Raw genomic sequence first — 21,488 nt, 5'->3', positions numbered from 1 at the left:
GGATTACCTGGTGAGCGATTCACACTAGAAGTGGGGGCATTTTGCCAAGAAATGGCTGAATGCTTCCTAAATAAAACTTCATATTGGCAAAACTGACACAAGTTTCATGGCTGGCATCGGCCGGTGAGGGCGGGGGGAAGGCCCTAACGCCAGTCGGTCAAGGCATTTTTGTAGGAGCGAGCTTGCTCGCGAAAAACTCACGGGCGCCGCGTTGATTCAGGAAACACGCGTTATCGTTGAGGTTCTTCGCGAGCAAGAACTAGGCGTCCCCCTCGCTCCTACACAAGCGGCTGTACGTTGGCATTAGGGCCAGCCCCTCCCACAGGGAATGCATAACGCCCGCCTGAAACAGTCATTTATTGCAAGTTGCATGGTTCAAGGGAGTTCAATTTTGTTAACTGTTTGAAAACTATGAATTTTATTTTTCCAACTGCCTGGCACGCTGGCTGCACTGTCCCTTTTGAGACTTGTAACACTTAATTTCCTGCCGGGAGCTGAACAACAATGATTACATCCTCATCCACGCTGCAAGAGTCGAGCACGCTCTCCGGGGTTTCCTGGGGGGCGATTTTCGCCGGGGCCGCTGCCGCGGCTGCGTTGTCCCTGATCCTGGTGCTGCTGGGCTTCGGCCTGGGCTTTTCGGCGGTGTCGCCGTGGGCCGACAGCGGTATCAGCGCCAAGGGCCTTGGCATTTCCACCATTGTCTGGCTGGCCTTTACCCAGATCGTCGCCTCGGGCCTGGGCGGCTACATCGCCGGCCGGTTGCGGGTGAAGTGGGCCAATATGCATGGCGATGAGGTGTACTTTCGCGACACGGCCCATGGCTTCCTGGCCTGGGCGGTCGCCACGCTGATCACCGCAGTGCTGGTGGTCGGTTCGGTCAGCAGTGTCGTGAGCGGTGGTGTAAAAGCCGGTGCCAGTGTGGCAGCAGGCGCGGCCAACGGTATCACTCAAGCCGCGGGCAGTGCAGCCAAAGGCGTTAACGGCGGCGACTTCGACTACTACGTCGACAGCCTGTTTCGTGATGATCGCCCGGTCGCCGTCAGTGATGACGCTGCCCATGGCGTGGTTGCACGCATCTTCACCCGCACCCTGAGCAATGATGGCCAACTCGCCGCAGACGACCGTGCCTACCTGGCCCAGTTGATCAGCCAGCGCACCAACCTCAGCCAGGCCGATGCCGAAGCGCGTATCGACAAAGTCTACGGCGATGCCCGTAAAGCGGTCGAAGACGCCAAGCTCAAAGCCAAGCAAGCCGCGGATACGGCCGCCAAAGTCGCCGCCTATACCTCACTGTGGACCTTTGTCGCCCTGTTGATCGGCGCCTTCTTTGCCAGCTTCGCCGCGACCTTTGGTGGCCGTCGCCGCGATGCCGTGGTGTACGTCGAAACCGAAACCTACGTTCGTTAATTCAAGGAGAACACCATGCGCTCATTACTTCTGTGGTTCCTCGGCGTGCCGATCCCGGTGATCATCCTGATCGCGATCTTCATGCACTGATCCGGGTTATTTGTGGGAGGGGGCTTGCTCCCGATGGCAGAGTGACAGTCGGCTGATCAGGCGACTGATACACCGCTATCGGGGGCAAGCCCCCTCCCACATTTGATTTGGGGTGTTTGATGGTCAGTCGTCGAATCCGACTTGCTCGTGAATTTCGTCCACCTTCAATTCCAGTCGATACGCCACGGCAATGAATAACGCCTGGCACAGGCACAAGGTGGCGCTCAACGAACGGAAGGCAAACGACGAACCCTCATTGACCAGCAGCACCGCATTCGCCCGCTTGGCCAGGGGCGAGAGGTTGCTATCGGTGATGATCAGGGTCTTGGCCTGGTGGTGCTGGGCGATGCGCAGGCAGTGCTGGGTCTCTTTACCGTAGGGGGTGAAACTGATGGCGATCACCAGGTCGTTGGCGCGTACGCTGCGCATCTGCTCGCGGTAGCTGCCACCCAGGCCGGAAATCAGGTGAATGCGCTTGTTGGTGTGTTGCAGGTTGTAGACCAGGTAATCGGCCACCGCGAAGGAGCGCCGTACGCCCACCACGTAGATATTGTCAGCGTTGACCACCAGGTCCACGGCTTTCTCGAAGGCTGCATCATCGAGCTCCAGCCCCAGGCGTTCGATCCCCGAAAGGGTGGCGTTGACGCACTCGCGCGCCAGGTCACCGCCACTGGCTTTCTGCGACTTGTTGGCGATCATGCTGCGGATGCGCTGCTGGTAGTTCTGCACCGGCGTGGTCTTGTGGGTGTAGGCCTCGCGAAACAGCGCCTGCATCTCACTGAACCCACTGAAGCCGAAGCGCTGGGAGAACCGCACGATGGCCGACGGGTGCACTTCGCATTCGCGGGCGATGTCGCTGATGCGGTCGACCATGATCCGGTCGCTCTGCTGGCTCATATAACTGGCAATGCGCTTGAGCTGGCGCGGCAGGCTTTCGTACTCATCGGTGATCAGCTGCAACAAGAGTTCGGCATTGATCGGAGGGCTGGCGAGAGTGTCTTGGGAAGCGGTCTCGGGCGTGGCCGGCTGATCGGTGCGGGACATGGGCAATCCTTCTGGCTTGTTCTTCGGTGCGCTGATGGGTGGACGCAAGTCTACAGGTAGGCGCAAAAAAATACCCCGGCATCACCGGGCCCGTGGTCTGCTGAAACGATCCACGCGGGCTGGCAGGCCCCTATGCTGACGTATTGGAAAAAATATTCCACTAAAAATAATTCTGGAATAAATATTGATTGAGGGCGCTGAACGTTCTAGTCTGCTTCCACCAAGAGCGTTTGCCGTCGCTACGGCGGCACAACGCAGGCTGATAAAAATAACAGGAGCCAGCATGGGCCAGACTCGTTTTGCCAGTGGGCGTCAATTGGATTTGATTTGCCTCGGGCGCCTGGGCGTCGACCTCTATGCACAGCAAGTCGGTGCACGACTTGAGGACGTGTCCAGTTTCGCCAAATACCTCGGCGGTTCCTCCGCCAATATCGCCTTCGGCACCGCCCGGCTGGGGCTCAAGTCGGCCATGCTCAGCCGGGTGGGCGACGACCATATGGGGCGTTTCCTGGTGGAGTCCCTGGCACGTGAGGGCTGCGACGTCAGCGGCATCAAGGTCGACCCGGAGCGCCTCACCGCGCTGGTGCTGCTCGGCCTCAAGGACCGCGAGACCTTCCCCCTGGTGTTCTACCGTGAAAACTGCGCCGACATGGCCCTGCGCGGCGAAGACATCAACGAAGCCTTTATCGCCTCCAGCAAGGCGTTGCTGATCACCGGCACGCATTTCTCCACCGACGGCGTGTACAAGGCCAGCATCCAGGCCCTGGACTATGCAGCCAAGCACAACGTCCAGCGGGTGCTGGATATCGACTACCGTCCGGTGCTGTGGGGCCTGGCGGGCAAGGCCGATGGCGAGACCCGTTTCGTCGCCGACCAGAAGGTCAGCCAGCATGTGCAGAAAATCCTGCCGCGCTTCGACCTGATCGTCGGTACGGAAGAAGAATTTCTGATCGCCGGTGGCAGTGAAGATCTGCTCACCGCCCTGCGCACCGTGCGCGAACTGACCCCGGCGACCCTGGTGGTCAAGCTCGGCCCCCAGGGTTGCACGGTGATTCACGGTGCGATCCCTGCGCGGCTGGAAGACGGTGCGATCTACCCCGGCGTGCGCGTTGAAGTGCTCAATGTGCTGGGCGCCGGCGATGCCTTTATGTCGGGCTTTCTCAGCGGTTGGCTGAACGACGCCAGCGACGAGCGTTGCAGCCAGTTGGCCAATGCCTGCGGCGGCCTGGTGGTCTCCCGCCACGCCTGCGCCCCGGCCATGCCGACGCCGGCCGAACTGGATTACCTGTTCAACAGCCCGGTACCGATTACCCGCCCGGACCAGGACGCAACCCTGCAACGCCTGCACCGCGTCAGCGTGCCCCGCAAGGCGTGGAAACAGCTGTTCATTTTCGCCTTCGACCACCGCTGGCAATTGGTCGACCTGGCGCAGCGCGGTGGGCAGGACCTGACGCGCATCAGTGCGATCAAGCAGCTGTTTATCCAGGCGGTGGAGCGGGTGGAGCACAAGCTGCGCGAGCAGGGCGTGGCGGCCGATGTGGGCCTGCTCGCCGACCAGCGCTTTGGCCAGGACGCGCTCAACGCCGCCAGCGGTCGTGGTTGGTGGATCGCGCGTCCGGTGGAGGTGCAGAACTCGCGGCCCCTGGCGTTCGAGCATGGGCGGTCGATCGGCAGCAACCTGATCGCCTGGCCCCAGGAGCAGATCATCAAGTGCCTGGTGCAATACCACCCCGATGACGAGCCATTGCTGCGCCTGGAACAGGAAGCCCAGCTCAAGGCAGTGTATGAGGCATCCCTGGTCAGCGGTCATGAACTGCTGCTGGAAGTCATCCCGCCCAAGGATCATCCGTCCACCTACCCGGACGTGCTCTACCGCAGCCTCAAGCGCCTGTACAACCTGGGTATCTACCCGGCGTGGTGGAAGATCGAGGCGCAGCCGGCCGAGGATTGGAAAAAGCTCGATGCGCTGATCCAGGAACGCGACCCGTACTGCCGTGGCGTGGTACTGCTGGGCCTGAATGCGTCAGCCGAAAGCCTGGCCGAGGGGTTCCGCAACGCCAGTCAGAGCAGCACCTGCCGTGGGTTTGCCGTGGGCCGTACGATCTTCCAGGAACCGAGTCGTTTGTGGATGGCGGGGGAGATCGATGATGAGACGTTGATTCAGCAGGTCCAGGCGACCTTCGAACAACTCATCGACGCCTGGCGCAGTGCCCGAACCTGATCACCGTTCTCAATGTGCAATGCAATTCCAATGTGGGAGGGGGCTTGCCCCCGATGGCGGTGGTGCAATTACAGAAGTGTTGTCTGACACTCCGCCATCGGGGGCAAGCCCCCTCCCACATAAAAGCAAATCTCACCAGGCTTAAGTCAGATAAAAACAATAGGTGCAGCCATGCCCGCAATCCGAATTGGCATCAACCCGATCTCCTGGAGCAACGACGACCTGCCGGCCCTGGGCGGTGAAACGCCCCTGAGCACTGCCTTGAGCGAAGGTAAGGAAATCGGCTACGAAGGGTTTGAACTCAACGGCAAATTCCCCAAGGACGCCAAGGGCGTCGGCGACGTATTGCGTCCCTATGACCTGGCGCTGGTCTCCGGCTGGTATTCCAGCCGCCTGGCCCGGCGCTCGGTGGCGGAAGAAATCGAGGCCATCGCCGGCCACGTCGAACTGCTGAAACAAAACGGCGCCACCGTACTGGTGTACGGCGAAGTCGCCGATTCGATCCAGGGCTCACGCATCCGCCTGATTGAACGCCCGCGTTTCCACAGTGAGCAGGCGTGGCAGGACTACGCCGACAAACTCACGGAACTCGCACGCTTCACCCTGTCCCAGGGCGTGCGCCTGGCCTACCACCACCATATGGGCGCCTACGTCGAATCCCCGCAAGACATCGACGAATTGATGCGCCGCACCGGCCCGGAAGTCGGCCTGCTGTTCGATTCGGGCCACTGCTACATGGGCGGCGGCGAACCCCTCGAGGTGCTGCGCAAGCATATCGACCGCGTCTGCCACGTGCATTTCAAGGACGTGCGCAAGCCGGTGGTGCAACTGGCGCGCAACCAGATGTGGAGCTTTCCCGACTGCATCGTCAACGGCACCTTCACCGTGCCCGGCGATGGCGATATTGACTTTGCCGCGCTGCTCGACGTGCTGCTGGCGGCCCGATACGAAGGGTGGCTGGTGGTGGAAGCCGAGCAGGACCCGGCGGTGGCGCCCAGTTATATCTATGCCAAAAAGGGCTACGACACCTTGCGAGCCCTTCTCAGCGAGAGGACCCGGTGATGAGCTTGTTGGTCAAAAGCAGCAAACGCGGCCAAACCATGGTCGCCCTGGAAGCCGGCCGCCTGGAATACGTGGGCTTTGCCGCCTACCGCTTGAGCCTGGGCGAAACCCTGCCTGTCACCGCCGGCGATCAGGAGCTGTGCCTGGTGCTGCTCAGCGGTCGCGTGACGATCCAGGGCGAAGGTTTCAACTGGCAGAACCTCGGGGATCGCCAATCGGTGTTCGAAGACAAATCGCCGTTCGCCGCTTACTTGCCGCCGGGCACCGACGCCCAGGTGACAGCCCTGAGCGACGTGCAAATTGCGGTCTGCGCCGCGCCCGGTTCGGCGGGTTACGAACCTCGCCTGATCCGCCCCGAGCAGTGCAAGCGCAGCGTGCGTGGCAAAGGCGCCAACACCCGCTACGTGTGCGACATCCTGCCGGACAGCGAGCCGGCCCATTCCCTACTGGTGGTGGAAGTGCGCACGCCGTCCGGGCACTCGTCCAGCTACCCGCCGCACAAGCACGACACCGACGACCTGCCGCACCAAAGCTTTCTCGAAGAGACCTACTACCACCAGGTCAACCCGCCCCAGGGGTTCGTGTTCCAGCGGGTGTACACCGACGACCGCAGCATCGACCAGGCCATGGCCGTGGAAAACAGCGACCTGGTGGTGGTGCCCAAGGGGTATCACCCGGTCAGCGTGCCGTATGGCTACGAGTCCTACTACCTGAACGTGATGGCCGGCCCCAAGCGGGCCTGGCATTTCCATAACGACCCGCAGCACAGCTGGCTGCTGGACCTTTAACCGGTTTTGGACGGAGAACAACAATGAAGTCGCCTCTACGCTTTGCCCTTAACCGTATGGTCGCGCCCAACCTGTCCCTACCGGATTTCATCCAGCTGGCCGTGGCCTTGAAATGCGATGCCATCGAGCTTCGCAACGACCTCAAGGACCGTCAAATCGAATACGGCACCCCGGCCAGCCGCGTGCGCGAAATGTGCGCGGCACAGGGCATCACGGTGCTGTCGATCAACGCGCTGTACCCCTTTGATGTGTGGAACGCCGAACGCCGCGCCCAGGCGATCGAGCTCGCCACCTACGCCCGTGAATGCGGGGCCCAGGGCCTGGTGATGTGCCCGTTCAATGAGCGCGGCGATACCCGCGACGAGGCCCAGCGCGCTGCCGGTTTGCGCACGGCACTGAGCGAACTGGCGCCGATCCTGCGCGAATACGGGATTCTCGGTTTTATCGAGCCGCTGGGTTTCCAGGCGTGTGCCCTGCGCCACAAACGCGTGGCGGTGGACGCGATCCAGTGCATCGGTGGCCTGGATGTGTTCCGCCTGGTGCACGACACCTTCCATCACCACCTGGCCGGCGAGCAGGCGTTTTTCCCCGAACTGACCGGCCTGGTGCATATCTCCGGCGTGGAAGAGGCCGAGGCACCGCTGAGTTCGATCCGCGACGGCCACCGCGTGCTGGTGGGCGAGGGCGACATTCTCGGCAATGCGGCCCAGATCGACACCTTGCTCAGCACCGGCTACAGCGGCTATCTGTCGTTCGAGCCGTTTGCCGAAAGCGTGCATGCGCTGACGGATATCCAGCAGGCGTTGGGGGCAAGCATCGCCCACCTGCAAAAACGATAAGGGACGCCACATGACCACTACCCGATTGACCATGGCCCAGGCCCTGGTGAAGTTCCTGGACAACCAATACATCGAAGTCGACGGCGTGCAGAGCAAGTTCGTCGCCGGCGTGTTCACCATTTTCGGCCACGGCAACGTGCTCGGCCTGGGCCAGGCCCTGGAGCAGGACAGCGGCGACCTGGTCGTGCACCAGGGCCGTAACGAGCAAGGCATGGCCCACGCCGCTATCGGTTTTGCCAAGCAACACCTGCGCCGCAAGATCTACGCGTGCACCGCCTCCGTCGGCCCAGGCGCGGCGAATATGCTGACCGCCGCCGCGACCGCCACCGCCAACCGTATCCCGTTGCTGCTGTTGCCCGGTGATGTCTACGCCAGCCGCCAGCCCGACCCGGTGTTGCAACAGATCGAGCAGTTCCATGACCTGAGCATCAGCACCAACGATGCGTTTCGCTCCGTGAGCAAATACTGGGACCGCATCAACCGCCCTGAGCAGTTGATGACCGCGGCGATTCATGCCATGCGCGTGCTGACCGACCCGGCCGAGACCGGCGCGGTGACCCTGGCATTGCCGCAGGATGTGCAGGCTGAAGCCTGGGACTACCCCGACTACTTCCTGCAAAAACGTGTGCACCGTATCGACCGCCGCCCGGCCACCGTCGCGATGATCGGCGATGCGTTGGCGGCTTTCCGGGGCAAGCGCAAACCGCTGATCATCTGCGGTGGCGGCGTGAAGTACTCCGGTGCGAATGCCGCGCTGCAAGCCTTTGCCGAGCGTTTTGACATTCCGTTCGCCGAAACCCAGGCGGGCAAGAGTGCGGTGGTGTCCAGCCACCCGCTTAACGTTGGCGGTATCGGCGAAACCGGCTGCCTGGCGGCCAACCTGCTGGCGCCCGAGGCTGATCTGATCATCGGTATCGGTACGCGCTATACCGACTTCACGACCTCGTCGAAATCGCTGTTCAAGCATGCCGAGGTGACGTTTCTCAACCTCAATATCAGCCCCTGCGACGCGGTGAAACTCGACGGCGTGCAAGTGCTGGGCGATGCCAAAGTCGCCCTGGAAGCGCTGGCCGATGCCCTCGGCGACTACCGCGCCGGCTGGGGCGAGCAGGTCCGCGAGGCCAAGGCCCGGTTGGCGGCGGAAGTCGACCGCGTGCATTCGGTGGAATACCAGGGCGACGCCTTCGTGCCTGAGGTCGATGACCACCTGGACCGCGCCGTGCTGCGTGAATTTATCGAACTGACCGGCTCGTGCCTGACCCAAAGCCGAGTGCTCGGCGTACTCAACGAGCGCCTGGCTGACGACGCGATCATCGTCGCCGCGGCCGGCAGCCTGCCCGGCGATTTGCAGCGGGCCTGGCGCAGCAAGGGGGTCAACACCTACCACGTCGAGTACGGCTATTCGTGCATGGGCTATGAGATCAATGCCGCCCTTGGCGTGAAACTCGCCGAGCCGGCCAAGGAGGTCTACGCCCTGGTCGGCGACGGCTCCTACATGATGCTGCACTCGGAGCTTGCCACCTCGATCCAGGAGCGGCGCAAGATCAATGTGGTGCTGCTCGACAACATGGCCTTCGGCTGCATCAACAACCTGCAAATCGGCAATGGCATGGACAGCTTCGGCACCGAGTTCCGCTTCCGCAACCCCGAGAGCGGCAAGCTCGACGGCGGCCTGGTACCGGTGGACTTCGCCATGAGCGCGGCGGCCTATGGCTGCAAGACCTACAAGGTCAGCACGGTGGAACAGCTGGAAGCCGCCCTGGCCGACGCGCGCAAGCAGACGGTCTCGACCCTGATCGATATCAAGGTGCTGCCCAAGACCATGGTTCACGGCTACCTGTCGTGGTGGCGGGTTGGCGTGGCGCAGGTGTCTACCAGCGAGCGCACCAACGCCGCCGCGAAAAAACTCAATGAACACCTGGCCAAGGCCCGGCAGTACTAATAACAAGAGGAGTGTTTGTATGTCTTTGAAGCTAGGTGTAATCGGTACCGGCGCCATCGGCCGCGACCATATTCGTCGTTGCAGCCAGACCCTGCTCAACAGCCAGGTGGTGGCGGTGACCGACATCAACCTTGAGCAGGCCGCCAAGGTGGTGGCCGATTTGAAGCTGGACGCCGAGGTGTATGCCGATGGTCACGCGCTGATCCGTTCGCCTGAAGTTCAAGCCGTTCTCGTGACCTCCTGGGGCCCGAGCCACGAAGAGTTCGTGCTCGCCGCCATCGCCGCCGGCAAACCGGTGTTCTGCGAAAAACCCCTGGCGGTCACCGCCGAAGGTTGCCGCAAGATCGTCGAGGCCGAAGTGGCCTGCGGCAAGCGTCTGGTGCAAGTGGGCTTCATGCGCCCGTATGACGAAGGCTATCGCGCCCTCAAGGCGGTGATCGACAGTGGCCAGATCGGTGAACCGTTGATGCTGCACTGCGCTCACCGCAACCCGACGGTGGGTGAGAACTACAAGACCGATATGGCGATCACCGATACCTTGATCCATGAGCTGGATGTGCTGCGTTGGCTGCTCGACGACGATTATGTTTCCGTGCAAGTGGTGTTCCCGCGCAAGACCAGTAAAGCCTTGGCCCACCTGCGCGACCCGCAGATCGTGTTGCTGGAAACCGCCAAGGGCACGCGCATCGACGTCGAAGTGTTTGTGAACTGCCAGTACGGCTACGACATCCAGTGCGAAGTGGTGGGGGAGACTGGCATCGCCAAGTTGCCGGAACCGTCCCAGGTGCAATTGCGCAGTGGCGCCAAACTGTCCAATGCGATTCTGATGGATTGGAAAGACCGGTTTATCGGCGCTTATGACGTGGAATTGCAGGCCTTCATTGATAGCGTGCTGGCGGGGCACGTCGGCGGGCCGTCGGCGTGGGATGGCTTTGCGGCTGCGGTGGCGGCGGATGCGTGTATCGAAGCGCAGGGCAGTGGGCAGATCGTCAAGGTCAGCCTGCCGGATCGCCCACGCTTCTACGGCTAACACTCGGTCAATGTGGGAGGTGTAGGAGCGAGTTTGCTCGCGAAGAACGTCAACGATAACGCGTGTTTCCTGAATGAACGCGGCGCCTGTGAGTTTTTCGCGAGCAAGCTCGCTCCTACAAAAAAGCCTTAATGACTGGCATTAGGGCAAGCCCCTCCCACCGTTGATTGGGTTTCCAATTCAACTCAGGAGTTGATCATGCGAATCGGACTAGTCGGCTACGGCCACGGCGGACGCTTCTTTCATGCGCCGCTGATTGCAACGTTGCCAGGCGCCACGTTTGTCGGCGTGGTGACGCGTTCACCCGAGCGCCGCCAGCAATTGAGCACTGATCTTCCGGGGGTCAAGGCCTTTGACAGCATCGGCCAGATCGTCGAAGCCGGTGTCGACGCCCTGGTGATTTCCACCACCCTCAAGGGCCGTCCGGCCCTGGTGCTGGAAGCCATCGAGCATGGCGTGGCGGTGGTCAGCGACAAGCCCTTCGCCGCCAACGCCGAGCAGGCCCAGGCGCTGATCACCGCCGCCGAACGCCAGGGCGTGTTACTCAGCGTCTACCAGAACCGGCGCTGGGACTCGGACTACCTGACCCTGCGCAAACTGATCGACGCCGGTGCGCTGGGTACCATCACCCGCTTCGAGTCCCGTGTGGAGCGCTACAGCCCGCAAGCGGTGGGCAATGCCAGCGGTGGCGGCTGGTTGCGCGACCTGGGTAGCCACCTGGTGGACCAGGCACTGCAACTGTTCGGCCCGGTGGATCGGGTATTCGCACAGTTGCAGTTCACCCCGCAACATCCCACCCTCGACCATGGCTTCTTCGTTTCCCTGACCCACGCCAACGGGGTGATTTCCCACTTATGGGGCAGCGCCCTGCAAAATAGCCAGGCGCCGCGCTTTCGCGTCAGTGGCACCTTGGGTTGCTACACCGTCGATGGTTTGGATGGTCAGGAAGAGGCGCTGATGGCCGGCAAGTCGCCGAAAACCGAAGGCGAGCACTGGGGCGCCGAGGAGCATCGACGCTGGGGGTGGTTCGAACAGGGGCCGGAGCGCGAGCGGGTACCGTCGGAGAAGGGCTGCTGGACCCAGTTCTATCGGCAGTTGCAAGCCGCCGTGCAAGGCCGGGGACCGCTGCCGGTGGACGCCTATGACGCACTGGAAACCACCCGGCTACTGGATGCCGCACGCCTCAGTGCCGAGCGCCAGCAGGTGGTTTCAACAAAAATGGAATAAAATTCTAAAACAGGTTGATATGGAAATTATTTTCTAATAAAGTCTTTTCCAGGTTGCAGAAAGTACGTTCGGACTCGATTCGGGCGACTCAACAAAAACAAGATCAAAAACAACCAGGTACCGTCAGATGAAAATCTTCAGCGCTGTACTGCGAGTTTTACGCCCCGTCCTTGCGCCACGCGGCCTGCCCCGCGCCCGGCCATTCTACTTCTCCTTCCTTAATGTGCTGTGCGTCGAAAACAAAGGCGCCCTGGTCTGCTGTATTCCCGGGGCCCCGATTGTGCGACTGCCCTCGAATTCGCTCTGATAAACGCAACGTCCACAAAACCAACAAGAAATTGGAGACAGACCGTTCATGAAGACCCCGATCCGTTTTACCGCGCTGGCCCTGTCCATGATGCTGGCCAGCGGTTTTGCCACGGCTGCCGATCTCAAGGTGGGTGTGAGCATGTCCGCATTCGATGACACCTTCCTGACCTACCTGCGCGAAGACATGGACAAGCAAGCCAAGTCCTATCCCAAGGGCGATGGCGTGCAACTGCAATTCGAAGACGCTCGCGCCGACGTGGTCAAGCAACTGAGCCAGGTCGAGAACTTCATCAGCCAGAACGTCGACGCCATTATCGTTAACCCGGTCGACACCGCGTCGACCGCCAACATCATCAAGGCCGCCACCGCCGCGAAGATTCCGCTGGTGTTCGTCAACCGTCGTCCGGACCAGAAAGACCTGCCCAAGGACGTCGTCGCCGTCACCTCCGATGATGTCGAGGCCGGTAAGCTGCAAATGCAGTACATCGCCGAAAAGCTCGGTGGCAAGGGCAAGATCGTGATCCTGCTGGGCGACCTGGCGAACAACTCCACCACCAACCGCACCAAGGGTGTGAAGGAAGTGCTGGCCAAGTACCCGGGGATCAAGATCGAACAGGAGCAGACCGGCATCTGGCTGCGTGACAAGGGCATGACCCTGGTCAACGACTGGCTGACCCAGGGCCGCGAATTCAATGCCGTGCTGGCCAACAATGATGAGATGGCCATCGGTGCGTCCATGGCCCTGAAGTCGGCCGGTAAGGAAAAGGGCAGTGTGCTGATCGCGGGTGTCGACGGCACGCCGGACGGCTTGAGCGCGATCACCAAGGGCGACATGACCGTATCGGCGTTCCAGGATGCCAAGGGCCAGGCGGTGGGTTCGGTGGAAGCGGCGCGCAAGATGGCCAAGCACGAGCCGGTGGAGCAGAACGTGGTGATCCCTTTCCAGTTGATCACCCCGGACAACGTCAAAGACTTCAAGTAGCCCTGACATAACAACAATAAGCCGGCAGGGCGGTTACGGCCGCCCTGCAGATGGAGTACCCCTTATGCTCGCTCAAGCCACTGTCTCGCAGTCTCCGGGTATCCAGCCCCTGCCGCTGGACGAACCCTACCTGCTGGAAATCGTCAACATCAGCAAAGGCTTTCCCGGCGTCGTGGCCCTGGCCGATGTGCAATTGCGTGTACGCCCCGGGTCGGTGCTGGCGTTGATGGGCGAGAACGGCGCGGGCAAGTCGACGCTGATGAAAATCATCGCCGGTATCTACCAGCCCGACAGCGGGGAAATCCGCCTGCGGGGCCAGCCGATTGTGTTCGAGACACCGTTGGCCGCGCAGAAGGCCGGGATCGCGATGATCCACCAGGAACTCAACCTGATGCCCCATATGAGCATCGCCGAGAATATCTGGATCGGCCGTGAGCAGCTCAACAGCCTGCACATGGTCAACCACCGCGAAATGCACCGCTGCACCGCCGAATTGCTGGCGCGCCTGCGTATTAATCTGGACCCCGAGGAACACGTCGGCAACCTGAGCATCGCTGAGCGGCAGATGGTGGAGATTGCCAAGGCGGTGTCCTATGACTCCGACATCCTGATCATGGACGAACCGACGTCGGCGATTACCGAGAAGGAAGTCGAGCACCTGTTTTCGATCATTGCCGACCTCAAGTCCCAGGGCAAAGGCATTGTCTATATCACCCACAAGATGAACGAAGTGTTCGCCATCGCCGACGAGGTGGCGGTGTTCCGCGACGGTCACTATATCGGCCTGCAGCGGGCCGACAGCATGAACAGCGACAGCCTGATCTCGATGATGGTCGGCCGTGAACTCAGCCAGTTGTTCCCGGTGCGCGAAGCGCCGATCGGCGAGCTGCTGCTGTCGGTGCGCGACTTGAGCCTGGACGGCGTGTTCAAGGATGTGTCGTTCGACCTGCATGCCGGCGAGATCCTCGGCATCGCCGGGTTGATGGGCTCGGGCCGCACCAATGTGGCGGAAACCCTTTTCGGGATCACCCCAAGCTCCAGCGGCCAGATCACCCTGGATGGCCAGCCGGTGCGTATCACCGACCCGCACATGGCCATCGAGAAAGGCTTTGCCCTGTTGACCGAGGACCGCAAGCTCAGCGGCCTGTTCCCGTGCCTGTCGGTGCTGGAAAACATGGAGATGGCGGTGCTGCCGCTGTATTCGGGCAATGGGTTTATCCAGCAGAAAGCCTTGCGCGCGTTGTGCGAAGACATGTGCAAGAAGCTGCGGGTGAAGACCCCGTCCCTGGAACAGTGCATCGACACCCTGTCGGGCGGCAACCAGCAAAAGGCACTGCTGGCACGCTGGCTGATGACCAACCCTCGGTTGTTGATCCTTGATGAGCCGACCCGCGGTATCGATGTGGGGGCCAAGGTCGAGATTTACCGTCTGATTTCCTTTCTCGCCAGTGAAGGCATGGCCGTGATCATGATCTCCTCGGAGCTGCCCGAAGTGCTCGGCATGAGCGACCGGGTCATGGTGATGCACGAGGGTGAACTGATGGGCACCCTGGACCGTGCGGACGCGACCCAGGAAAAAGTCATGCATCTGGCTTCCGGTTTGCCGGTGGTCCACTGACGAACAGCCGCGCGGGCCTGCGGTTGGTCCGCGCCATAGAATAAGAAGGTGATTGGCTATGAACGCAATAACAGATAACAAGCCTGCCACGGCACCGGTCAAGCACCGTCGACGTTTGCCAACCGAACTGAGCATCTTCCTGGTGCTGATCGGTATCGGCCTGGTGTTTGAGCTGTTCGGCTGGATCGTGCGCGACCAGAGCTTCCTGATGAACTCCCAGCGCCTGGTGCTGATGATTCTGCAGGTATCGATCATCGGCCTGCTGGCCATCGGTGTGACCCAGGTGATCATCACCACCGGCATCGACCTGTCTTCCGGCTCGGTGCTCGCATTATCGGCGATGATCGCCGCCAGCCTGGCACAGACTTCCGATTTTTCCCGGGCGGTATTTCCGTCCCTGACCGACCTGCCGGTCTGGATCCCGGTGGCGATGGGCCTCGGGGTGGGGCTGCTGGCGGGGGCGATCAACGGCAGCATTATTGCCGTCACCGGTATCCCGCCGTTTATCGCCACCCTGGGCATGATGGTCTCGGCCCGTGGCCTGGCGCGTTACTACACCGAAGGCCAGCCAGTGAGCATGCTTTCGGACTCCTACACGGCCATCGGCCATGGCGCGATGCCGGTGATCATCTTCCTGGTCGTGGCGGTGATTTTCCATATCGCCCTGCGCTACACCAAGTACGGCAAGTACACCTATGCCATCGGCGGCAATATGCAGGCGGCGCGTACCTCGGGGATCAACGTCAAGCGTCACTTGATCATCGTCTACAGCATTGCCGGGTTGCTGGCGGGCCTGGCCGGCGTGGTCGCTTCGGCGCGTGCGGCCACCGGCCAGGCCGGCATGGGGATGTCTTATGAGCTGGACGCGATTGCCGCTGCGGTGATCGGCGGCACGAGCCTGGCAGGCGGCGTAGGGCGCATTACCGGCACCGTGATCGGCGCGCTGATCCTTGGGGTGATGGCCAGCGGGTTTACTTTCGTCGGGGTGGATGCGTACATCCAGGACATCATCAAGGGCCTGATCATCGTGGTCGCGGTGGTGATCGACCAATACCGCAACAAGCGCAAGCTTAAGCGCTAAATGAACGTGCGACTGTTGAGCACTGAATGCAGGAGGGGGGAAGCCCTCTCCCACATTTTATGATTAACAGTCTGTTTCAACCGTTTGTCTTCTATATAGCTCCACAACATTGAATTTCTTGCTATAAACACACTCCGATGACCCGTTCACCAAGCCCGTCCTGGTGCCCTTGGGGGTTGTCTCGGAAAAAATGCCTGTCTTTTCAGTTGCTGAGCCCTCAAGTCGGCCTTAGACTGCCGCCCCTCGTAAATTGAGTGCCGGGTGGCGCTTGAAATGGACGGCGCCTTTCCGAGACTTGCACAGGTCGACCGGAACGCTCCCTTATTCGCCTTAATGCACGTATTTTTTATAGAGAAATCAATGACAAAGGAAAAGTTGCTGGCCATGCCGGCGGATGACTACATGAATGCCGAACAGCACGCTTTTTTCGAGAAGTTGCTGCAGGACATGAAAGTCGAACACCACGAGCGCATTGAACAGAACCGTATCGCCATTGAAAGCCTGGACACCCCGGCGGACCCGGCTGACGCCGCTTCCGTCGAGGAAGAGCGCACTTGGCTGGTGAACGCCATCGACCGCGACCAGCGCATGCTGCCGCAACTGGAGCGCGCACTGGAACGCATCAAGGAAGATTCCTTTGGCTGGTGTGATGACAGCGGCGAGCCTATCGGCCTCAAGCGCCTGCTGATCAGCCCGACCACCAAATACTGCATCGAAGCGCAAGAGCGCCACGAGCAGATCGACAAGCACCAGCGCCAAGCCTGATGCATTGAAGCCGGGGACCGCGACTGCGGTGCCCCGGGGAAATACCGTTACGCCCCGTCTATTGATCTGCTGCAAGCTACCCCACTAAAGGCCCATGGATAATGGCTGGATAGTGGCGTTTAATGCAGGGACAACAATGACAAACAGCGGGGTGACGAAGATGGCTGGAGACGGATCTCTGATGGGCGCAGCAGTGCCTCCGCAAGCGGTGGTGCGCGGGCTGCCCGGCTGGTTGACGCCGCTTCTGCAGAGCACCGCCCTGGTGCTGGTACTGCTGGGCCTTGCGTTCGCCAGCCTGCCGATATACCTGTGCGTGCCACTGGCCTTGCTGGTGATCTGGCTGCCGCGCCTGAAAAAACCTGCCCTTAGCCTTTCGTCGTCCGACGCCGCCGATGCCATCGGTGACCTGACGCGCGATCTTTCCTATACCACCAGCCATAACGCGTTGTCCGCTGCCGGCGTGGCCTATTCGGTCAAGCAATTGGCCGCTCGCGTGCAATCGCAATTGAGCGCTGCCAAGCAGATCGTCAGCAACGCCGAAGTGATGATTGATACTGAAAAAGTCACTTCCCAGCTCAGCCGCCAAGCCCTGGGCGCGGCCAGTCAGGCCCATCAGCGCAGCACGGAGGGGCGTGAGGTCCTGACTCAGTCGATCACACGCATGCGCCAACTCAGCCAGCGCGCCAATGCCAGCCGCGAGCTGATCGAAGCGCTGAGCCAGCGCAGCGAGGAAATCCAGCGTGTGACCCTGGTGATCCAATCCATCGCCAGCCAGACCAACCTGCTGGCGTTGAATGCGGCCATTGAGGCGGCGCGGGCCGGTGAGCATGGCCGCGGGTTTGCCGTGGTCGCCGACGAAGTGCGCGGCCTGGCCGGCCGTACTGCCACGGCCACAGATGAAGTCGGGCTGATGGTTGCGGATATCCAGCAACGTACGACACAGGTGGTGGAGCAGATTCGCCAACTGTCGGTGGACTTGCACACCGGCGTCGAACAGGTGGAACACGCAGGCGAGCAGTTGGAGAGCATCGCCAGCCTGGCGGCGGACGTGGAAGGGCAGGTCAATGAAATCGCCCAGGGCACCGACACCAACCGCGCACAATTGGACAGCCTGTTCCATGCGGTGGAACAGATGCGCAGCGACCTGGACGTGAGCGACCAGCAAACCCGTGAATTGGCCGGCGCCGCCGTGCAGATGGAAGGACAGGCCGAAACCATCAGCGAACGCCTGGCCGCCGTCGGGCTGGATGACTATCACCAGCGTGTTTATGACCTGGCGCGCGAGGGTGCGAGCCGGATTGCCGAGCAGTTCGAGGCGGATGTGCTGCAAAACCGCATCACCCTGGACGACTTGTTCGACCGCAGCTACACGCTGATCCCCAACACCAGCCCCAGCAAATACCACACGCGGTTCGACGGTTACACCGACCAGGTCCTGCCGGCGATCCAGGAAGCATTGCTGCCGCGTCATGAAGGCTTGGTGTTTGCGATCGCCTGCACCCAACAAGGTTATGTGCCAACCCACAACAAGGCGTTTTCCCAGGCCTTGACGGGCGATGCCCAGGTCGATGCGGTGCAGAACCGCACCAAGCGCAAGTTCGATGACCGTACCGGAATTCGCTGCGGCAGCCATCAGCAAGCGGTGCTGCTCCAGACCTACACCCGCGATACCGGCGAGCTGATGCACGACCTGTCGGTGCCGATCATGGTCCGGGGCCGGCATTGGGGCGGTTTGCGCCTGGGCTACAAGCCCGAAGGCACCAAGGCCGCGCGCTAGGGATTATTGCGGTTTATGCAAGGAAGCTGTTCCGAAGATGGCTTTTTCCAACGGGAGGAAAACCGTAGCATGGGTAATATTGTTAGCCAGCTAACTAATGTTGCGGAGAAGCTTCATGCAAAAAAAAGTCGATGTGGCCGTGATGATTGGCAGTGGCGTGCCGCCAAGCCTGCGTGCGCTGGGCCAGAATGCGTGTTGGGTGGTGCTGGTCAACGGTGAGCCGCGTGGCACCGCCTTCGCCAGCCGGGATGAAGCGCAAGCGTGCAGGGCTGCCTGGCAAGCGTTGTTGCGCCTGGAACAATCAGGCAGCCTGCATTGAGGGAGGTTATTGCGACTGATGCAGGCGCTGGTTCAGTTCATCCACCGCGATCGCCCATTCGGCGTCTTCGCGCAGCTCTTCCTTGAGAAACTGTGCCTGCCGGTCCGACCAGAAAGGCGCATCGATGAGTTTCACACCCGCGGGCAAAGGATGCCCGGCGATGAATTCGTCAATGCCTTCCGGGGTTGAATCCAGGCCCAGTTGTGCAAATAGGGTTTCCAGCGTAGGTATCGGCGCGTCCATATCGTTCTCCGTGCAGGTTTTTCAGGTGGGGTATGCATCGGAGGCTTGGGGCGCGGTAGAGTTCGATCGGATTGTCAGGAGGTCAGTGCCCCGCAATCGACGGCGGTCTTGAGGGCCTTGGCGGCTTCCTTGGCCGCGATCGCGGCAGTGTCGAGCGTCTTGAACCAGCGGTCTTTTTCGACTTGGTGCGTTGTAACGGTGGTCAAGGGCGGCTTGGCGCGCATCACGATAACTGCTTGAAACTCCCCGTCTACTTCCCTGGCATCGCCATGAATAAAAAATTCGCCAATATCAAATTCCGTCACGTATAGCCTTCCCTTCAAGGTAACTGCACTGATGAAACCTGACCCGCGGGGGGCAAACTTCAATGGACGGGCCAGTATGGCAGTTGTTGAAGGGCGGTGGCGCAGTAAAGTCATCCAGGTGACGAAACGATTCCGCCGTGCAGGGCGTGCAGGGCGCTCTCCAGTTGCTTGGCCAATTCGCAGGCCTGGTTGTGGTCGCTGCGAAATCCTCGGATCCTGCCACTGGTGACTTCGAGGATATGAAAGAAATTCCTGCCGGCCGGAACAACTTGGTAAAGAACCGAATTCGAGTACCCGTTGGAGCTGTGCAAGCAGTAGTATTGGCGCTCGTCGTGACATGATGAACGAGTGCGGGAAGACGTAGCGTCGTGTTGTTGTCGTAGCATGGTCAGCTCCTGTCGATCTATCTTGTGGACTCACCACCAGCGTTTCGGGTGGTTTTGACCCGTGTTGCTGTTTTAGTATTGTCGCCAGTGGCCGCTGCCTGGTTCCATGCCAAGGTGTGTGTGTTTGTATGAGTTGTCGGAAACTGCGTTTTTAATGGGGTTATTCTCTGAAGCTGGTCGGCGCGTATTCTCGTGTCGTTGAACCTGTGATTTCCTGTGACGCCTGATGACCTTGCAAGAGGTCCATCGTGCACGCCTGTACTAGTCTTACGGCGCAGCAGCGGGATTTTCTTCAGTTTTTTTCAAAGAATGTGTTGTGTGATCGTGCCGTTACGGCCGTTTTTTCGTGCTGCCCGCTCTGGCGGACGGTGCTTTTTTCGATGTGGGGGCGTTTCCTTGGCAGTCAGTAATCTGGATATGCACGCGTTATTCGTGCTGGGTGATTTGCGCGCAAAGTTGGTCAAGCAGTTTCAATCCCGTTTCGTCTACATCACTGAGCAGACGCCGGAAGGTATCTATATCGCCGAGATCGATACCGAAACCGCACTGGTGGTGGATGATAAACCGCGTTTGGAACTCAAGGTCGGTGACCATTTCCGCGCCGCGGTATTACCCAGTCGCGAAGGCGGCAAGTTTGAATTGAAGTTCCGCGATATCAAGTTGACGGTGTATGGCCTGGGTGATTACGCCTTTGTGTCCTGCGCCGAGGGCCAGGGCATTGTCTTCAAGGAAGGCCACAGCGTGATGCTGGTATTTGCCGCCCATGAGCAACTGCAGGAGGGCCTGACCAAAACCCTGAAGGCCGTGACCGGCAAGGCCGCCAAATGGCGCAAGGGTGAGCTGGTGACCTTCAAGGCCAGTGAGTAATCGGTCAATACCACGAACATCCTTTGTCCCTCGGAACCTCTACTACAGTTGAGTTGACTTAACTATTCAGAGGCTTCGCGCATTGCAGCAAAGCCGTCCGCCATGGCTGCAAGAAAATGCGAGGTGCAAAGGCATGAAAGGATTGAAATCGCTGTTGGCCGCGTCCCTGACCACCCTGGGACTATCCGTGGCCTCGGTATCGGCTGCCGAGGCGCCGGTACACTTTGCCGACCTGAACTGGGAAAGCGGCAGCCTGATCACCGAGGTCCTGCGGTTTATCGTCGAGAAGGGCTATGACCTGCCCACCGACACCTTGCCAGGCACCACCATCACCCTGGAAACCGCCCTGGCCAAGAACGATATCCAGGTGATCGGCGAAGAGTGGGCAGGGCGCAGCCCGGTGTGGGTCAAGGCCGAGGCTGAAGGCAAGGTGGTGGGCCTGGGCGATACGGTCAAGGGGGCCACCGAAGGTTGGTGGGTGCCGGAATACGTGGTCAAGGGTGATCCTGCCAAAGGCCTCAAGCCCCTGGCACCGGACCTCAAGAGCGTGAAGGACCTGGCGCGTTACAAGGACGTGTTCAAAGACCCGGAATCACCCGGCAAGGGTCGTTTTCTCAACAGCCCGATTGGCTGGACCTCCGAAGTGGTGAACAAGCAGAAGCTCAAGGCCTATGGCCTGGACGACAGTTATGTGAATTTCCGCAGCGGCTCGGGCGCGGCGCTGGACGCCGAGATCGCTTCGTCGATTCGCCGTGGCAAGCCGGTGTTGTTCTACTACTGGTCGCCGACGCCGCTGATGGGGCGCTACAAGCTGATCCAGCTCGAAGAACCGCCATTTGATGCCGAGGCCTGGAAGACCCTGACCGACGCGGACAATCCCGATCCGAAACCGACACGTTCGCTGGCATCCAAATTGAGCATTGGCGTATCCACGCCATTCCAGAAGGCGCATCCGCAGATCGCCGGGTTCTTCGAGAAGGTCGAGTTCCCCATTGAACCGCTGAACAAGGCCTTGGCGACGATGAGCGAGAATCACACCGCGCCGCGGGAGGTCGCCCAAGCGTTCCTCAAGGAATACCCAGAGGTGTGGAAGGCGTGGTTGACGGAGGATGTGGCGCAGAAAGTCGAAGCCAGCTTGAGGTAACGTTCCCTCTCTCGACCGCGGGAGTGCTAAAAATGTGGC

At 60.7% G+C, this 21,488-nt stretch carries 20 protein-coding genes; 17 read left to right on the top strand and 3 right to left on the bottom strand.

Features of this window, described 5'->3' with window-relative positions; all coding sequences use genetic code 11:
* Positions 1-504: 504 nt before the first annotated feature.
* The gene (locus QU606_RS22065; protein ID WP_024076029.1) at positions 505-1,410 is read left to right on the top strand and encodes a hypothetical protein; all 906 of its coding nucleotides are present in this window, start codon (positions 505-507) and stop codon (positions 1,408-1,410) included.
* Between the two features lie 213 nt (positions 1,411-1,623).
* Here the strand turns inward: QU606_RS22065 and QU606_RS22060 are convergent, their stop codons facing one another.
* The gene (locus QU606_RS22060) at positions 1,624-2,544 is read right to left on the bottom strand and encodes a MurR/RpiR family transcriptional regulator (protein WP_304997521.1); all 921 of its coding nucleotides are present in this window, start codon (positions 2,542-2,544) and stop codon (positions 1,624-1,626) included.
* A 283-nt stretch (positions 2,545-2,827) separates the two neighbouring features.
* On the opposite strand from QU606_RS22060, the gene iolC reads away from it, so the two are divergent.
* From iolC to QU606_RS21990, 14 genes are all read left to right on the top strand, one after another.
* Complete coding sequence (gene iolC / locus QU606_RS22055) at positions 2,828-4,765, top strand: 5-dehydro-2-deoxygluconokinase (protein WP_069075811.1); 1,938 nt, start codon at positions 2,828-2,830, stop codon at positions 4,763-4,765.
* Positions 4,766-4,936: 171 nt separating this feature from the next.
* The gene (gene iolE, locus QU606_RS22050) at positions 4,937-5,827 is read left to right on the top strand and encodes a myo-inosose-2 dehydratase (RefSeq protein ID WP_069075810.1); all 891 of its coding nucleotides are present in this window, start codon (positions 4,937-4,939) and stop codon (positions 5,825-5,827) included.
* Positions 5,827-6,615, top strand: coding sequence for a 5-deoxy-glucuronate isomerase (gene iolB, locus QU606_RS22045; protein ID WP_102625583.1), 789 nt, complete (start codon positions 5,827-5,829; stop codon positions 6,613-6,615). Before iolE ends, iolB begins: the two co-directional genes overlap by 1 nt.
* A gap of 23 nt (positions 6,616-6,638) precedes the next feature.
* Complete coding sequence (locus QU606_RS22040; protein ID WP_304997520.1) at positions 6,639-7,454, top strand: TIM barrel protein; 816 nt, start codon at positions 6,639-6,641, stop codon at positions 7,452-7,454.
* A gap of 10 nt (positions 7,455-7,464) precedes the next feature.
* The gene (gene iolD / locus QU606_RS22035) at positions 7,465-9,396 is read left to right on the top strand and encodes a 3D-(3,5/4)-trihydroxycyclohexane-1,2-dione acylhydrolase (decyclizing) (protein WP_069075809.1); all 1,932 of its coding nucleotides are present in this window, start codon (positions 7,465-7,467) and stop codon (positions 9,394-9,396) included.
* A gap of 19 nt (positions 9,397-9,415) precedes the next feature.
* The gene (locus QU606_RS22030; RefSeq protein WP_024076022.1) at positions 9,416-10,426 is read left to right on the top strand and encodes a Gfo/Idh/MocA family protein; all 1,011 of its coding nucleotides are present in this window, start codon (positions 9,416-9,418) and stop codon (positions 10,424-10,426) included.
* Between the two features lie 198 nt (positions 10,427-10,624).
* Complete coding sequence (locus QU606_RS22025) at positions 10,625-11,653, top strand: Gfo/Idh/MocA family oxidoreductase (protein ID WP_069075807.1); 1,029 nt, start codon at positions 10,625-10,627, stop codon at positions 11,651-11,653.
* Positions 11,654-11,780: 127 nt separating this feature from the next.
* Positions 11,781-11,960 (top strand): hypothetical protein, encoded by a 180-nt coding sequence (locus tag QU606_RS22020; protein ID WP_081730344.1) that lies wholly within the window; start codon positions 11,781-11,783, stop codon positions 11,958-11,960.
* Positions 11,961-12,008: 48 nt separating this feature from the next.
* Positions 12,009-12,944 carry a sugar ABC transporter substrate-binding protein gene (locus QU606_RS22015; protein WP_024076020.1) on the top strand — a complete coding sequence of 312 codons (936 nt, stop codon included), beginning with the start codon at positions 12,009-12,011 and terminating at the stop codon, positions 12,942-12,944.
* A 64-nt stretch (positions 12,945-13,008) separates the two neighbouring features.
* On the top strand, positions 13,009-14,562 hold the full coding sequence (locus QU606_RS22010) for a sugar ABC transporter ATP-binding protein (protein ID WP_304997519.1): 1,554 nt from the start codon (positions 13,009-13,011) through the stop codon (positions 14,560-14,562).
* A gap of 58 nt (positions 14,563-14,620) precedes the next feature.
* A complete protein-coding gene (locus QU606_RS22005) occupies positions 14,621-15,643 on the top strand; it encodes an ABC transporter permease (RefSeq protein WP_024076018.1) in 1,023 nt (340 codons plus the stop codon).
* A gap of 360 nt (positions 15,644-16,003) precedes the next feature.
* Positions 16,004-16,408: a TraR/DksA C4-type zinc finger protein gene (locus QU606_RS22000; RefSeq protein ID WP_003191666.1), complete on the top strand. Its 405-nt coding sequence runs from the start codon at positions 16,004-16,006 to the stop codon at positions 16,406-16,408.
* A 94-nt stretch (positions 16,409-16,502) separates the two neighbouring features.
* A complete protein-coding gene (locus tag QU606_RS21995) occupies positions 16,503-18,185 on the top strand; it encodes a methyl-accepting chemotaxis protein (RefSeq protein WP_370531076.1) in 1,683 nt (560 codons plus the stop codon).
* A gap of 115 nt (positions 18,186-18,300) precedes the next feature.
* Positions 18,301-18,504, top strand: a complete 204-nt coding sequence (locus tag QU606_RS21990; RefSeq protein WP_304997518.1) for a hypothetical protein — start codon at positions 18,301-18,303, stop codon at positions 18,502-18,504.
* A gap of 6 nt (positions 18,505-18,510) precedes the next feature.
* On the opposite strand, the gene QU606_RS21985 is transcribed toward QU606_RS21990, so the two are convergent.
* Together QU606_RS21985 and QU606_RS21980 are read right to left on the bottom strand one after the other, a co-directional pair.
* Positions 18,511-18,747: a DUF2789 domain-containing protein gene (locus QU606_RS21985; RefSeq protein WP_024076015.1), complete on the bottom strand. Its 237-nt coding sequence runs from the start codon at positions 18,745-18,747 to the stop codon at positions 18,511-18,513.
* Positions 18,748-18,821: 74 nt separating this feature from the next.
* Complete coding sequence (locus QU606_RS21980) at positions 18,822-19,052, bottom strand: hypothetical protein (RefSeq protein WP_069075805.1); 231 nt, start codon at positions 19,050-19,052, stop codon at positions 18,822-18,824.
* Positions 19,053-19,855: 803 nt separating this feature from the next.
* Here QU606_RS21980 and QU606_RS21970 point away from each other — a divergent pair.
* Both QU606_RS21970 and QU606_RS21965 read left to right on the top strand, forming a co-directional pair.
* The gene (locus QU606_RS21970) at positions 19,856-20,305 is read left to right on the top strand and encodes a hypothetical protein (protein ID WP_051448895.1); all 450 of its coding nucleotides are present in this window, start codon (positions 19,856-19,858) and stop codon (positions 20,303-20,305) included.
* Between the two features lie 133 nt (positions 20,306-20,438).
* Complete coding sequence (locus QU606_RS21965) at positions 20,439-21,449, top strand: ABC transporter substrate-binding protein (protein ID WP_069075804.1); 1,011 nt, start codon at positions 20,439-20,441, stop codon at positions 21,447-21,449.
* Positions 21,450-21,488: the final 39 nt, after the last annotated feature.

The organism is Pseudomonas sp. OVF7 (genome assembly GCF_030644265.1).
GTDB classification, from domain to species: domain Bacteria; phylum Pseudomonadota; class Gammaproteobacteria; order Pseudomonadales; family Pseudomonadaceae; genus Aquipseudomonas; species Aquipseudomonas gorinensis.
Note: the sequence above shows the minus strand (reverse complement) of the source record. Positions and strands in the feature narration are given on the sequence as shown.

Excerpts from the sequence above, each read along its gene's own strand:
- QU606_RS22065 (WP_024076029.1), top strand. The coding sequence starts at position 505 with ATGATTACATCCTCATCCACGCTGCAAGAGTCGAGCACGCTCTCCGGG.
- QU606_RS22060 (WP_304997521.1), bottom strand. The coding sequence starts at position 2,544 with ATGTCCCGCACCGATCAGCCGGCCACGCCCGAGACCGCTTCCCAAGAC.
- iolC (WP_069075811.1), top strand. The coding sequence starts at position 2,828 with ATGGGCCAGACTCGTTTTGCCAGTGGGCGTCAATTGGATTTGATTTGC.
- iolE (WP_069075810.1), top strand. The coding sequence starts at position 4,937 with ATGCCCGCAATCCGAATTGGCATCAACCCGATCTCCTGGAGCAACGAC.
- iolB (WP_102625583.1), top strand. The coding sequence starts at position 5,827 with ATGAGCTTGTTGGTCAAAAGCAGCAAACGCGGCCAAACCATGGTCGCC.
- QU606_RS22040 (WP_304997520.1), top strand. The coding sequence starts at position 6,639 with ATGAAGTCGCCTCTACGCTTTGCCCTTAACCGTATGGTCGCGCCCAAC.
- iolD (WP_069075809.1), top strand. The coding sequence starts at position 7,465 with ATGACCACTACCCGATTGACCATGGCCCAGGCCCTGGTGAAGTTCCTG.
- QU606_RS22030 (WP_024076022.1), top strand. The coding sequence starts at position 9,416 with ATGTCTTTGAAGCTAGGTGTAATCGGTACCGGCGCCATCGGCCGCGAC.
- QU606_RS22025 (WP_069075807.1), top strand. The coding sequence starts at position 10,625 with ATGCGAATCGGACTAGTCGGCTACGGCCACGGCGGACGCTTCTTTCAT.
- QU606_RS22020 (WP_081730344.1), top strand. The coding sequence starts at position 11,781 with ATGAAAATCTTCAGCGCTGTACTGCGAGTTTTACGCCCCGTCCTTGCG.
- QU606_RS22015 (WP_024076020.1), top strand. The coding sequence starts at position 12,009 with ATGAAGACCCCGATCCGTTTTACCGCGCTGGCCCTGTCCATGATGCTG.
- QU606_RS22010 (WP_304997519.1), top strand. The coding sequence starts at position 13,009 with ATGCTCGCTCAAGCCACTGTCTCGCAGTCTCCGGGTATCCAGCCCCTG.
- QU606_RS22005 (WP_024076018.1), top strand. The coding sequence starts at position 14,621 with ATGAACGCAATAACAGATAACAAGCCTGCCACGGCACCGGTCAAGCAC.
- QU606_RS22000 (WP_003191666.1), top strand. The coding sequence starts at position 16,004 with ATGACAAAGGAAAAGTTGCTGGCCATGCCGGCGGATGACTACATGAAT.
- QU606_RS21995 (WP_370531076.1), top strand. The coding sequence starts at position 16,503 with ATGGATAATGGCTGGATAGTGGCGTTTAATGCAGGGACAACAATGACA.
- QU606_RS21990 (WP_304997518.1), top strand. The coding sequence starts at position 18,301 with ATGCAAAAAAAAGTCGATGTGGCCGTGATGATTGGCAGTGGCGTGCCG.
- QU606_RS21985 (WP_024076015.1), bottom strand. The coding sequence starts at position 18,747 with ATGGACGCGCCGATACCTACGCTGGAAACCCTATTTGCACAACTGGGC.
- QU606_RS21970 (WP_051448895.1), top strand. The coding sequence starts at position 19,856 with ATGCACGCGTTATTCGTGCTGGGTGATTTGCGCGCAAAGTTGGTCAAG.
- QU606_RS21965 (WP_069075804.1), top strand. The coding sequence starts at position 20,439 with ATGAAAGGATTGAAATCGCTGTTGGCCGCGTCCCTGACCACCCTGGGA.